Raw genomic sequence first — 15,386 nt, forward strand, 5'->3', positions numbered from 1 at the left:
TTGTTATATGTCCCTCTAAATTACTTCATTTTTAAGATATTTAAAATATTAAATTATTTAAATCAAGAAAAAAATCGGTTTTTTGGACATTTGCCAGATTTAAGCTTGAGTAAACGGGAAAAATCAGCTTGATGAGGCTTCAAATATCAATTTTTTTAAATATTAGTTATTAACTATGAAAACATGCAAAATATCAAAACTTTTCTGGTAAATAATGATAATAACAGCCCGAAAATGGGAAGACTAACACATATAAACAAAACAAAGAGAATAAGCTGCGATGGTGGCATTACTAGATACATTATTTACCTTAAGTGGCTATCGCTTCACTGAGCAAATCTACTCAGGCAGTAAAACTATAGTTTGTCGTGGCATCAGAGAACAAGATCAAAAGCCAGTCATTATCAAACTGATGCGGAATGAATATCCTACCTTCAATGAAATTGCCCAATTCCGCAATCAATACACCATCAGCAAAAATCTCAACCTGACTGGTATAGTCAAACCTTATGGATTGGAAACCTACCGCAACGGCTATGCCTTAATATTAGAAGATTTTGGCGGTATTTCCCTTAAAGATGCGTTATTGTTTAGATCTGAAGAGGGAAAAAATCCGAATTTTATCGATCAGTTTTTTCATATCGCCATAGAAATTACTTCAACTCTTGAAGGAATGCATCGCAATCGCGTCATTCATAAAGATATCAAACCCGCCAACATCCTAATTAACCCAAGCACCCTAGAAGTAAAACTCATCGACTTTAGTATAGCCTCACTTTTGCCAAGAGAAATTCAATTTATCACCAATCCCAACGTCTTAGAAGGCACTTTGGCTTACATTTCTCCTGAACAAACCGGACGAATGAACCGAGGTATAGATTATCGCAGTGACTTTTATTCCCTTGGTGTCACCTTTTTTGAACTCCTCACAGGCAAATTACCTTTCATCACCGCTGACTCAATGGAGTTAGTTTACTGTCACATTGCAAAACTTCCACCAAAAGCAAACTCAATTAACCCCGACATTCCCCCTATGTTGTCGGAAATTATTAGCAAGCTGATGGCAAAAAATGCCGAAGACCGCTATCAGAGTGCTTTGGGGTTAAAGCATGACTTAGAAGTGTGTAGACAGCAATGGCAAGAGACAGGAAATATAGCATTCTTCGAGTTAGCACAAGAGGACATCTGCGATCGCTTCCTCATCCCGGAAAAACTCTATGGTCGTCAACGTGAAGTTAAAACTCTACTCGCTGCAATCGATCGCGTAACAAGTGGAACCACGGAAATGATATTAGTCGCGGGTTCCTCTGGTATTGGCAAAACCGCTGTTGTCAACGAAGTTCATAAACCTATAGTCCGGCAGCGCAGTTACTTTATTAAGGGCAAATTTGACCAGTTTCAACGAGACATTCCCTTATCGGCATTAGTGCAAGCCTTTCGCGATTTAATCGGTCAACTGCTAAGTGAAACTGATGCCCAAATTGAATATTGGAAAAAGAAAATTCTCTCAGTACTGGGTGAACAAGGTCAAGTCATTACTGATGTAATTCCCGAACTCGAAAGCATTATTGGTAGGCAACAGCCAGTTACTGAACTTTCTGGCAATGCTATTCAAAATCGTTTCAATTTATTGTTTCAAAAGTTTATCCGTATCTTTACCACAAAAGACCATCCTTTAGTAATTTTTCTGGATGATTTGCAATGGGCAGATAGTACCTCTTTGAAATTTATTGAATTATTAATGAGCGAAACCGCAACAGTAAATCAAAATCCTTCTTTATCTTCTCTCCTTTTAGGCGAAACAAATAAAGATAGAGAAACCGATTGTGGTCTACTGCTGATTGGTGCTTATCGGGATAATGAAGTTGACAAAGCACATCCGCTTGAGTTGACAATCAAACAAATTGAACTTTCCCAAGCAACCATTAATACTATTACTCTAGAGCCATTAAATCAGGGTGATTTAAATCTATTGATTGCTGATACCATGCGTTGTGAAGAAAAAGTTGCTATTCCTCTCACGCAAATGGTATTTGCCAAAACCAAAGGCAATCCATTTTTTACCCATCAATTTCTCAAATGTCTGCATAGTGATGGACTAATTGAATTTAACTTTGAACTCGGTTATTGGCAGTGCGATATTCCTCAGGTAAAGGCATTAGCTCTCACAGATGATGTAGTAGAATTTATGGCACTACAACTAATGAAGTTGCCAGCACATACTCAAAAAGTATTGAAACTTGCTGCTTGTATTGGTAATGAATTTGATTTAAAAACTCTTACTATTATTCATGAAGAATCTGCCGTAGATACAGCGTCAGACTTGTGGCAAGCATTAATTGAAGGACTAGTTTTTCCTCAAGCTGAATTTTACAAGTTTTTTGACAAAAATGCTAATAGTCATAAGGCAATAAATCATGAGAAAGAATTAAGCTTACCTAAATATAAATTTGTACACGACCGGGTGCAACAAGCGGCTTATTCTTTGATTCCGGAAGATAATAAGCAATCAATTCACTTAAAAATTGGCGAACTTCTGTTAAGAAATATTCCAGTAGCCGAACAGGAAGAAAAGATTTTTGATTTAGTCAATCAGTTTAATATGGCACTGCCATTAATCACTTTACAGGATGAACGTGATGGATTGGCAAGAATGAATTTGATTGCTGGACGTAAAGCTTTGGCATCAACGGCTTATTCCGCTGCTGTTAAATATTTAACTACTGGAGTTGAACTATTAACAGATGATAGTTGGGAGAGAAAATATGAGCTAGCTCTAGGTTTGTATGAGACAGCAGCAGAGGCAGCGTACTTGGGTGGAGACTTTGAACAAACAGAGCAATTAGCAGAGGTAGTGTTAACACGAGCGAAAACATTACTAGAGAAAGTAAAAGTTTATGAAGTGAAAATTCAAGCTTATGGAGCGCAGAACCAAGCATTAAAAGCAGTCAATACTGCGCTAACTGTTCTCAAGCAATTGGGGGTAGAGTTTCCTGAGAATCCAAGCCAATCTGATGTTCAGCTAGCAATGGCAGAAATAACATCAGCTTTGACAGATAAAAGCATTGAGGACTTAATTAATCTGCCCGAGATGATAGAACGCTATCCTCTTGAAGCTATGCGTATTCTATCAAGTACAATTGCTCTTACCTATCAAGCTGTTCCTGAACTATTCCCACTAATTCTTTTTAAACAAATTAATTTATCGCTCCAACATGGCAATGCTCCCCTGTCTGCCTTTGCCTATGTTACTTACGGGTTAATGCTCTGCGGGGTCATGGGAGACATAGAGTCTGGTTATCAATTTGGCAAACTGGCTGAAACTTTGTTAGCTAAGTTCAATATTAAAGAAATTATAGCTAAAACCCTGCTGGTATTTAATACATCTATCAGGCATTGGAAGGAGCACGCCAGAGAAATATTAAAACCTTTGCTAGAGGGTTACTCTGTCGGACTGGAAACGGGAGATTTAGAGTATGCAGCTTATTCTCTTAACGCTTATTCCTACTGTTCATATTTCATTGGTAAAGAACTAACAGGGTTGGAAGAAGATATGGCGAACTACAGCCATGCCATTGGTCAAATTAAGCAAGAAACAGTATTTCACTGGAGTGCTATCTATCGACAAAGCGTCTTAAACTTACTAGGCATCGTAGAAAATCCTTGTCGTTTAATCAGTAAATCTTACAACGAAGATAAAATGCTGCCGATTCATCTTGAAGCAAAAGATGGGTTCGGACTATTATATTTATATTTCAGCAAACTACATCTGTGTTATCTATTTCAGGAGTTTTCTCAAGCGGTTGAAAATGCCACTTTAGCAGAAAAGTATTTAGATGGTGGTACAGGACAGATGGTTGTTCCTCTTTTCCATTTTTACGATTCTCTAACTAGACTAGCTTTATATTCTAATGTCGGGGAATCTGAACAAAAAGAAATTCTGAAAAAAGTAGCTACCAATCAAGAAAAGATGCAGCATTGGGCAAATCATGCCCCTATGAATTATCTGCATAAATTTTATTTGGTAGAGGCAGAACGGCATCGGGTCGGGGGTGAATATTTAGAAGCAATGGATGATTACGAACGCGCTATTACCAATGCCAAAGAAAACGAGTACATCAATGAAGAAGCTCTCGCTAACGAACTTGCTGCTAAATTCTATTTAGAATGGGGCAAACACAAGATTGCTGCAACCTACCTCACTGATGCCTACTATTGCTACGTCCGCTGGGGAGCATTAGCGAAAGTTGAAGATTTGCAAAAACGCTATCCTCAATTACTTGCTCCGATTATCCAGCAAGAAAAACTTAGCTTTCATCCCAACGAGAAAAGCACTGCTTCTATTGGCATATCATTATCTGCCCCTAATACTAAAGAAACTGTTATTAGCTCTAATACCAGCATCTCACAAATGCTAGACTTAGGGTCTGTGATTAAAGCTTCTCAAGCACTCTCTGGGGAAATTGAGCTAGAGCAACTGCTTTCTACCTTAATGGCAGTTGTAATGGAGAATGCAGGAGCTTCTAAGTGTGCTTTAATTTTGAGCGAAGGAGATAATTTAGATTTAACTGTCACCGCAGTCGGTTTTAGTTCAAATGAAGCAGCTATTTCTACAAAGTTTCCATCAGTTCATTTAGAGTCTAGTTATGATATTCCTGTTACTTTAATTAACTACGTCAAACGCACTCTAGAAATCTTTGTCATTGATGATGCTAAGACTGTTAACTTTTTAATAAGCGATCGCTACATTGTTCGTCAGCAACCCAAGAGCCTTTTATGCATCCCAATTATCAATCAAGGCAAGTTACTCGGCATTCTTTATCTAGAAAATAATTTAACGACGCAAGCATTTACACGCGATCGCGTAGAAATTCTCAAACTCCTCACCACCCAAGCCGCAATTTCTCTAGAGAATGCCATTCTCTATAAAAATTTGGCACAAGCTAATGAAAGCTTGTCAGAATACAGCCATACTTTAGAGGAAAAAGTAGAGGAAAGAACGCAAGAACTTAGCCAAATAAATCAAAGTTTGCAACAAGCACTTTCACAAATTAAAAATGCCCAAACCCACTTGATTCAAACTGAAAAAATGTCGAGTTTGGGACAAATGGTAGCAGGAATTGCTCATGAAATCAATAACCCAATTAACTTTATTCATGGCAATATTTCTCACGCTAGTGGTTATGTTCAAGACTTACTAGATTTGATTGCTATCTATCAGCAGGAATATCCCAATCCCTCCCCTATTATTGAAGAAAAAGCAGAAGAATTAGACCTTGATTTTCTCATAAAAGACTTGCCAAAGCTTCTAGATTCAATGAAAGTTGGTAGTTCGCGTATTCGGAATATTGTGTTGAGCTTACGCAACTTTTCTCGCTTAGATGAATCGGAAATGAAGCCTGTAGATATTCATGAGGGAATCGATAATACCTTGATGATTTTGCAGCACCGACTCAAGGAAAAGAGCGACCGTCCGGAAATTGAAGTTATTAAAGAATACGGACAACTACCGTTGGTTAGTTGTTACGCCGGTCAACTCAATCAAGCTTTTATGAATATCCTCAGTAATGCGATCGATGCTTTACAACAGTCAAATGACAATGCGATCGCCACTGACCGCAAGGTAGGACAAATTCGCATTCGCACATCTCTAGTAGATTCTAATACTTTGAGGATTCAGATTGCTGATAATGGTTCTGGCATGAGTGACAAGGTGCGTCAAAAAATCTTTGACCCATTTTTTACCACTAAACCGATAGGAAGTGGTACAGGGTTGGGGTTGTCAATTAGCTATCAGGTTGTTGTTGACAAACACAAAGGTCAGTTAACCTGTGATTCCACCCCTGGAAAGGGGACTGAGTTCGTAATTGAGATTCCCCTGCGACAGCAAAATACTTAGACTAAGAAGCGGGTGCAGTTATCATAGTCCCTCTTGACTCTTGAGGCGCACGCCGTCCTGTAACTACCATCTTGACTCGATTGGCAGGCGCAAGTGTAAAACCTCGTCTTTGAAGTCTCTCTGGTTGATTATCAGCCAAAGCAAGTTGATAGTGTGACAGGATTGTTGCCAACACTAGCTTCATTTCAAACACTGCTAAAGCCTCGCCGATACACCGACGTGTACCACCACCAAAAGGCATAAATTCATAGGGAGAAAATTGGCTTTCTAGAAAGCGCTCTGGCTTAAATTGCTCAGGTTCTGGATATAAATCCTTACGGCGATGAATGAGATAGATGGAGCTAACGACTACCGTACTTGGCTCTAAGAGATATCCCAATAGTTCTACTCTTTCTTGCACTACTCTAGGCAACGTTAACATGACAACAGGGGCAATTCGCAAAGCTTCATTACAGACAGCCGTGAGATAAGGCAGTCTGAAAATGCTCATCGGATCTAGGGAATCACCAAGAGTATCGAGTTCTTGGAGCAATTTTTGACGAACTTCTGGCTGATGGTGAATCCAATACAATGCCCAAGCCATTGCCGTTGCCGTAGTCTCATGTCCAGCAATTATCAAGGACATTAAGTCATCACGCAACTCTTGATCCGTCATTGATTTACCCGCTTCATCTCGAGCTGACATCAGCATGGAGAGAATGTCGATGCGCTCTGGATCTGGTTGCTCCCGGCGTTCAGCAATTTCAGCGTAGAGCAAATCATCAATTGAGGCACGTTGGCGCAGAAACTTACCCCAAGGACTCCAAGCTCCTAAATCCTTTTGTAAGAAGGAGAAAAAGAATAAGCTAGAAGTAAGTGGTGACCAAAAGGCATCCAAAAACAACGGTAGTAGATGCTTAATTTCTTGGCAGCGTTCTCCCTCATACAAGCCAAAGACAGCCTCTAATACGACTTGCAAGGAAATCTCCTGCATGGCAGTACGAGCCAAAAAGGGCTGGTTTAGTGGTAACTGACTAAAGACTTTTTCGGTGAGATTAGAGATTAGCTGACCGTAAGCTCGCATCCGCTCTCCATGAAAAGCTGGCATCACAAGTTGTCGCCGATGTTTGTGGCGATCGCCGTCCAGCATGAAGACTGAATAGTCCCCGATTATCGGTTGCACAATTCTGTTTGCCTCACCAAGAGCGGCAAACTTTTTGCGATCAGTTAAAATTTCTTGAATTGTCTGGGGGTGGTTCACAAATACCACAGTGTCCCCAAAACCAACTACCGAGGCTGTGAAAATGTCAGGAAATTCCTGATTTGCTTTTTCCATATATCCGACGGGGTCTGCAACCCATTGAACTTTTTGGAGAAAAGGTGGGGTTTTCAAAGTATTAGGTAGTTTCATCTATATTTTTCCTGACGAAATTGTGCTGATGTTCGACTCTCATTCTGGAGTAATACTAATTGGCAGCGAAGTAACAAAGTTTAAGATTTCCCCCAACTCCTTCTTATAAGGGGGAATTAGGGGATTCATATATGGGCAAACATTCGCTTAAATAGTATAACTCTTGATCGTCAGACGCATCCGATGCGATTTTCTGATTTGAAAGTTAAGACTTAACTAGCTCCAGTCTTTCTCTAGTCTGATAGCGACCAGAACGAGCATACCAATCGATAGTACCACTGATCCAAGCGTGCATTCCTGATATATATTTTGTCAGTTCAGCATCTGCCTGTTCTCCAAAAGAGGGAATAGATGCTTCTAAATTCATCATGCTTCTTACCTCTTGGTTGTGCATTTCAGCAGCATACTTAATTGCTTGTTCAAAAGTAAGTTGCTGTTGATAATGCAGTACTAATACTAGATTGTGGACATCACCACTTGCCATTTCTCTAGATACAGAAAAAATATCGTTACACCAGGCAAGAATATTAATTGTCATGATTTTGATTTTTTTCACCAAGTCGTGGTTTCGCAAAAAATCCGGAATTATCAACTGATTGCAAAATTCAGTTAATGCTAACGAAGGATTTACTCCTACGCTTGACCTACGTATTTTGATATAAGTGTCTACATCAGGAACAATTTCCTGTGCGCGATTGCTTGCTTCTTGAAGACATCCGTGGAAGTAGTCTTCAAAAGCATGAAGGAAATGATGGAACCATTCTACCTTCCCGGTTCGGAGTGTTCGCTGTCGTAAATCTTTTAAGGCACGACCAAGCGGTATATCCTTGCTTTTAATTTCTGACCCGTTTAATATTTCTAGAAATCTCTTGTGAAAATCCTCCAGCACTTCCGGTTGTTTCCCTAAATCTGACATATCGCATTGGTCGTCCCAAATAAACAGCCAGCTTATCCAGTCATTTACAATCTTCAGTTCTTCAAGTTTGCAATAAGGGTAGGCAACTGCCACTAGCCAGAAAAATTTTGACTTGCAGAAACGCCGATATGATGACTCATTTGCCAAAAGGTTGAAGCGCAACACCCATTCGAGGCTATAATCTTCCAAAACATCAGCATACTTGTTGATTCGAGATGGAAATGGGCAGTATAATTCAGGCAGAATGAATTCGTTCATAAAAACTCCAGAAATCAAAGGGAAACACACTAGGAAAGGAAACACAATAAATTGACTTCTTGTTAATGCTTGGCAGATAACAGTTCGCTCTTTACAATTGAAAATCCCAAAAACTGGTATTATCAATTGTGGATCTCCAAAATTGAAAAGAATGGCAACGCACCATCTTCCTTAGCCACAACAGAAGTTCACCAATTTTGCTCTTAAAAAAATGGGGAGGGTTTGAAGCCCCATGATTAATCGTGGGGTCTACTAGACTATCTATAGAAACCCTCCCCATTTTTTCTTGCATCGCTCGGTCACAAAAACTGAACCTAATCTGAAGAAATCTTTGTTCATATCTGCAAAACTCATTACAATAAAGAAACGCAGAGAAGACAAACTAATCTTTTTAGGTTTATGCTTTTGTATTGTCAAATTTTAGGTAGTAGAATAGGGCTAACTATTACCTCTTGTTCTCACTGAATGCGAGAATTTGTTTTATGTTTATTGCCCAATATTTCAATGATTCAATTTTGACCTAAATCAACTACACCGCATTTTGTGAGCGCGTAAAACTGAGCGTTTATGCTGCTAAATGTGGTGTTTGAATGTCAAAAGTTCCTTGGTTTAATTCTAATGTTTTTATTAAAAATCGTATCCGTAATTAAGCTTAATTGTAAAGTTAATTTCACATATAAATATACATTGTTATATTAAAGACATATACTGAAACATATTACTCGATATAAAGTATTACAGTTTTTCTCAGAATCACTACTGTTTGTTTCAGAACAAAAGTGCGATCGCCAAAATTTTTTTGACTGAAAAAGCCTGATTTCAAATGGTTACGGCTGTTTACAACAATTGAAAACGCCAATTTTCAAGTTTACTAAAGTTTACAATTTTATGTTAAACAAATCACAATCTAAATTAGTATATTTCCTTGAATGTCAAAATTTCCTGACATATATGCCTAAAAAAATGTTTTGTCATTTAGCAAAATCATAAAATCTCTAACCTAAGATTTACAAATTATCTACCTATTTGTAGATGCGAAGGTATGTAACAGTCTTAAGTAATAAATTGAACATCAAGCAAATATGAAAATAAAAACAAGCAAAGATAATCCTAATTGATGATGACAAATTAACGCAACTTGATGTATCGCATTAACTACAAGCTAAAGAAAGAGCGTAGACGCTGCATCGGTGAGGCAGTCGCAGACAAGCGCGGTTTCCGTCGGTTAACCAGAATGCGCGATCGCTCTTTCAAATCGTTAGATAGTGAAAATTGGTGTGGGTTTGGGAAAACTGAGTGAACAGGACAACCTTTAAGTTGCTTTGGTTCTTAGTTGCACTCAACACCCAGGTATAAACATGACAAACATCGATATTTCTCTTCCTGGCTATCGCATCCTTGAGTTTATCTACTCCGGCAATAGAACTTTAGTTTATCGCGGACTGCGGGAGTGCGATCGCCAACCTGTCATCATCAAACTGCTGAATAGCGAATATCCCAGTTTCAGCGAACTGGTGCAATTCCGCAACCAATATACTATTGCCAAAAATCTTAATATTCCTGGTATCGTCAAAGCCTACAACTTAGAAACCTACCGCAACAGCTATGCACTGGTGATGGAGGATTTTGGCGGTATTTCCCTCAAGGAGTGGAAAATAGGGAAATCTGATTCTTTAAGTGAATTTTTGCACATAGCGATTCAAATTGTCTCTGCCTTAGAAGGACTGCATCGCGATCGCATTATTCATAAAGACATCAAACCTGCGAATATTTTGATTAACACCTCTACAGGTGAAGTTAAACTGATCGACTTTAGCATAGCCTCCCTTTTGCCTAGAGAATTTCCAGAAATTCAAAATCCCAACATTCTCGAAGGTACTCTCGCTTATCTGTCTCCCGAACAAACCGGACGGATGAACCGAGGTATTGATTACCGCAGCGATTTTTATTCGCTTGGTGTCACTTTTTTTGAACTCCTCACCGGACAGTTACCATTTACTTCTAACGATCCGATGGAGTTAGTTCACTTTCATATTGCCAAGCTTGCACCTTCTTTAGAAAGTGAAAGGCAGGAGATTCCCAAAGTTATTTCAAATATCGTTAACAAGCTGATGGCGAAAAATGCCGAAGACCGCTATCAAAGTGCTTTCGGGTTAAAGTATGATTTGCAAGTATGCTTAAAGCAGTGGCAAGAGACTGGAAATATTGCCAACTTCGAGTTAGGAATGCGGGATGTATGCGATCGCTTCGTCATTCCCGAAAAACTCTATGGTCGTGATAAAGAAGTCGCCACGTTATTAACAGCATTTGATCGAGTATGTAGGGGCGAAATTACTTCACCCGTAGAAAATGTAGTGGCTCCCAAATCCAAAATTGAACTGATGCTAATAGCAGGATCTTCTGGTATTGGCAAAACTGTTGTTGTTAACGAAGTCCACAAACCCATCGTCAAACAGCGGGGTTACTTCATCAAAGGTAAATTTGACCAATTCCAACGTAACATTCCCTTTTTTGGATTTGTCCAAGCATTTCAAGATTTAATCGAACAATTGCTAGGTGAAAATAATACCCAAATCGCCGCCTGGAAAACTAAAATTCTGACAGCATTAGGCGAAAATAGTCAAGTAATCATTGATGTTATCCCCGAACTCGAACGTATCATTGGCAAGCAATCGACTGTTTCTGAATTATCGGGAAGTGCAGCACAAAATCGGTTTAATTTGCTGTTCCAAAAGTTTATCCAAGTCTTCACCACACCAGAACATCCCTTAGTCATTTTTCTAGATGATTTGCAATGGGCAGATTTGGCTTCTTTAAAATTAATTCAACTATTAATGAGTGAAGCCGAAAAAGGTTATTTGCTGTTAATTGGTGCTTACCGAGATAATGAGGTTACTGCAACACATCCTTTAATGTTGACATTAGATGAAATAAGTAAAAGTCAAGCAACAATCAACACCATTACTTTAACGCCTCTTGAACCTACCGATTTAAATCATCTGATTGCTGACACCTTCAAATGTTCATCAGAACTTACACAACCCCTCACAGAACTAGTTTATCAAAAAACTAAAGGTAATCCTTTTTTCAGCAATCAATTTCTGAAATTATTGCATGAAGACAGAATTCTTAACTTTAACTTTGATGAAGGTTATTGGCAGTGTGATATAGCTCAAATAAAAACCTTAGCTTTCAACGATGATGTAGTTGAGTTTATGGCGCTTCAGTTACAGAAGTTGCCAAACAGCACTCAAGAAATTTTGAAACTTGCCGCTTGTATTGGCAACCAATTTGACTTAGCCACTTTAGCAAGTGTGTCTGAAAAGTCTCAGGTAGAAACGGCGGCTGATTTATGGAAAGCATTGCAAGAAGGGTTAGTTTTCCCTACTAGCAAAGTTTACAAATTTTTTCAAGATGATAATCAAGATACCAAATTAATAATTACCAATGACCAATTAGCAAATTATAAATTCCTTCATGACCGAGTGCAACAAGCTGCTTATTCACTAATTCCGCCAGATTGCAAACAAGAAACTCACCTAAAAATTGGGCAATTATTGTTGAAAAATACTCTAGAAGCCGAACGAGAAGAGAGAATTTTTGAGATTGTTAATCAGTTGAATTACGCAGTGGAATTAATCACCGTTCAATCAGAAAAAGATGAACTGGCAAAGTTGAATTTGATAGCAGGACTTAAAGCTAAAGCTTCTACTGCCAATGCTGCTGCTGTTGAGTATTTGATTCTGGGAATAAAACTGCTTTCTGTTAATAGTTGGGAAACGAACTACGACTTAAGTCTAGCACTACATGAAACAGCAGCAGAGGCGGCATTCCTCAGCGGCGACTTCGAGCAGATGAAGCAATTATCACAAGTTGTGCTGCAACAAGCGAAGAATCTGTTAGATAAAGCGAAAGTTTATGAAATCCAAATCGTTGCTTGTATAGTCCAAAGTCAACAACTAGAAGCAATCAAAATAGGGCTATCTATTCTGAAGTTGTTAGGAATCGAACTACCAGATAAACCATTAGAATCAGATGTTACACAGGCATTAGAGGAAGTTACAACCAGTTTGCAAGGTAAAGAAATTGAGGAGTTAATTGAATTACCTCCAATGATTGAACTTAATTGCAAAGTAGCGCTACGGCTTTTATCAAGTATGTACCCTGCTGCCCAACAAGCTGTTCCTGAACTGATGCTACTGATTACATTTAAGATGGTCTATTTATCAGTTAAATATGGAAATGCTCCTGAGTCTAGTTTTGCTTATATCAGCTACGGGATGCTTCTTTGCGAAATTTTCGGAGACATAAATTCCGGCTATAGGTTTGGCAAACTTGCTCTTTTGCTATCAGATAGATTAAATATCAAAGCATTGAAAGCTAAGGTAATTGCTATGTTTGCTAGCTTTATGCATCATTTGCAAGAGCATCTAAGCTTGAATTTATCCCGTTGTGTTGAAGTCTATAAGAGCGCACATGAAGCCGGAGATTTAGAATTTGCTGGCTATTCTATCTGTCAATATGGTTTCCATTTATTATGGGCTGGTAAGGAACTTGAGATGGTAGAAAAAGAAATGGCTACCTATAATGATGTACTCAGTTCCATTAAACTACAGGCAGCCCAAACTTACCACAAAATTCATTGGCAAACAGTTCTTAACTTGCTCTTAAAGGCGGAGAATCAGTTTTGTTTAATTGGTACTGCCTACAATGAAAAATTGATGATTACCGTACATCAAAGTGCTAACGATTTTGTTGCGCTTGGCTTTCTTTATATTTGTAAGCTAACACTAGCTTATCTGTTTTGCGAATATCAAGAAGCCGAGAAAAATCTAGAATTTGCAAATAAATATTTTACTGCTGTGAAGGGATTTATCTGTATCCCTATATTTCATTTGTATGATTCTTTAACTAGATTGGCAGTTTTCAAGAATGTTTCCCATTCTGAGCAAAATAGCGTCCTTAGCAAAGTACAATTCAATCAAGATAAATTGAAAAAATGGGCAGATCGTGCCCCGATGAATTATTTACATAAATATTATTTAGTTGAGGCAGAACGACATCGGGTTTTAGGTGAATATGTTCAAGCGATGGAAATGTACGATCGCGCAATTTCCCTCGCTCGCATGAATGAATACGTCAACGAAGAAGCTTTAGCCAACGAACTCACTGCTAAATTCTACCTAGAATGGGGCAAAGAGAAAATCGCCCAAGTCTATCTTATCGATGCCTACTACGCTTATGCTCGTTGGGGAGCAAAAGCCAAAATTAACGACTTAGAAAAACGCTATCCACAAATTCTCTCCCCCATTCTCAATCGAGAAAAAATCAGCCGTAAGGACGATGCAAGTATTTGCAAACTAACAACTGGAACCGTCACTGCTAGCAGCACAAGTGGGTCGTCTCTTTTAGATATGGCAACAGTGATGAAAGCATATCAAGCTCTTTCTAGCGAAATTGAACTTGATAAGTTAATCTTCACTTTGATGCAAGTAGTAATTGAAAATTCTGGAGCCGAAAGAGGTGCTTTGCTCAGATTGCAATCGGATAATTTAGTTGTGGAAGCCACTGTAAATATCGACCGGAAAAAAATTGTTATTACTGATAATCATCAGATTCCTCACACCGTTATCAACTATGTACAACGCACTCAGCAAACTATCGTTATCAACGATATTGCAGTTGAAACAAAATTTGCTAATGACCCTTACATAATCGAGCATCAACCAAAGAGTGTTTTGTGTACTCCCATCCTGAATCAAGGCAAACTGATCGGCATTCTCTATTTAGAGAATAATTTGACGAAGAAAGCATTTACAAGCGATCGCATTCAAATTATCAACTTACTTTGCTCCCAAGCTGCTATCTGTTTAGAAAATGCTCGTCTTTATCAGCAGTCTCAAGAATCTCTAGAAAATCTGAAGCAAATGCAACTTCAACTCGTGCAAAGTGAGAAAATGTCTGCTTTGGGTAACTTAGTTGCAGGTGTAGCACACGAAATCAATAACCCGATTGGCTTCATATCGGGTAACTTGCAACCTGCTGTTGATTACATGCAGGATTTATTTAACTTGATTGACCTTTATCAAGAGCATTATCCCACCCCTGTGGCTGCAATTGAGTCAGAAATCGAAGCGATTGACTTAGAATATCTGCGCTCAGATTTACCCAAACTCCTAACTACAATGAAAGAGGGAGTTAAGCGTATTCGTCATATTAGCGCTAGCTTGCGAACCTTTTCTCGTGCTGATAGCGATCGCCCAATTTCTTGTAATATCCATGATGGCATCGACAGCACTATTTTGATTCTCAAACATCGCATAAAAGCTAACGAAACTCGTCCCGCGATTGAAGTAGTCACAAATTATGGTAATTTGCCTTCAATAGAATGCTACCCCGGACAACTCAATCAGGTATTTATGAATTTGTTAGCTAATGCTATTGATGCTTTAGAAGAGTCGAATATCAAGCGTAGTATTAGTGAAATTCAAGCTAATCCCAATCAAATTACAATTGGGACAAGTTTAGATAAAGATAAAAATCATGTCTTGATTTGCATTAAAGATAATGGTTTGGGAATGTCAGATGAAGTCAAGCAAAAAGTTTTTGACCATTTATTTACTACGAAACCTGTAGGACAAGGGACAGGATTAGGATTAGCGATCGCAAAGTCTATTATTGTTGATAAACACAAGGGAACTCTAGAGGTAAATTCAACACCAGGAGAGGGTGCGGAGTTTATTATTATTATTCCCATTCACCAACAAAACTAGGCTATAAAGCGATTTCTCTCGTTACCAGGTGGAACCTGGTAACGCATTACAAAAAGCTCTGCCTTTGGGTATGACGATAGAAATACTTCTGATAATGGGCAAACTAACTCAAGAAGAGTTACTCGACCTTCATTAGCCCAAAACAGACAA

5 protein-coding genes are annotated in these 15,386 nt (G+C 38.6%); 3 read left to right on the forward strand and 2 right to left on the reverse strand.

Going from position 1 to position 15,386, the window contains the following annotated elements:
* Positions 1–280 precede the first annotated feature (280 nt).
* On the forward strand, positions 281–5,899 hold the full coding sequence (locus PI95_RS13130; RefSeq protein ID WP_039737096.1) for a trifunctional serine/threonine-protein kinase/ATP-binding protein/sensor histidine kinase: 5,619 nt from the start codon (positions 281–283) through the stop codon (positions 5,897–5,899).
* A 1-nt stretch (position 5,900) separates the two neighbouring features.
* Here the strand turns inward: PI95_RS13130 and PI95_RS13135 are convergent, their stop codons facing one another.
* Together PI95_RS13135 and PI95_RS13140 are read right to left on the reverse strand one after the other, a co-directional pair.
* Complete coding sequence (locus PI95_RS13135) at positions 5,901–7,289, reverse strand: cytochrome P450 (protein WP_039737097.1); 1,389 nt, start codon at positions 7,287–7,289, stop codon at positions 5,901–5,903.
* A 205-nt stretch (positions 7,290–7,494) separates the two neighbouring features.
* The gene (locus PI95_RS13140) at positions 7,495–8,463 is read right to left on the reverse strand and encodes a terpene synthase family protein (RefSeq protein WP_039738167.1); all 969 of its coding nucleotides are present in this window, start codon (positions 8,461–8,463) and stop codon (positions 7,495–7,497) included.
* Positions 8,464–9,604: 1,141 nt separating this feature from the next.
* On the opposite strand from PI95_RS13140, the gene PI95_RS13145 reads away from it, so the two are divergent.
* Positions 9,605–9,763: a hypothetical protein gene (locus PI95_RS13145; protein WP_163518859.1), complete on the forward strand. Its 159-nt coding sequence runs from the start codon at positions 9,605–9,607 to the stop codon at positions 9,761–9,763.
* 58 nt (positions 9,764–9,821) lie between these two features.
* Complete coding sequence (locus tag PI95_RS13150) at positions 9,822–15,236, forward strand: trifunctional serine/threonine-protein kinase/ATP-binding protein/sensor histidine kinase (protein WP_039737099.1); 5,415 nt, start codon at positions 9,822–9,824, stop codon at positions 15,234–15,236.
* Positions 15,237–15,386: the final 150 nt, after the last annotated feature.

The sequence above is a fragment of the Hassallia byssoidea VB512170 genome (assembly GCF_000817785.2).
Classification (GTDB): domain Bacteria; phylum Cyanobacteriota; class Cyanobacteriia; order Cyanobacteriales; family Nostocaceae; genus Hassallia; species Hassallia carrinoi.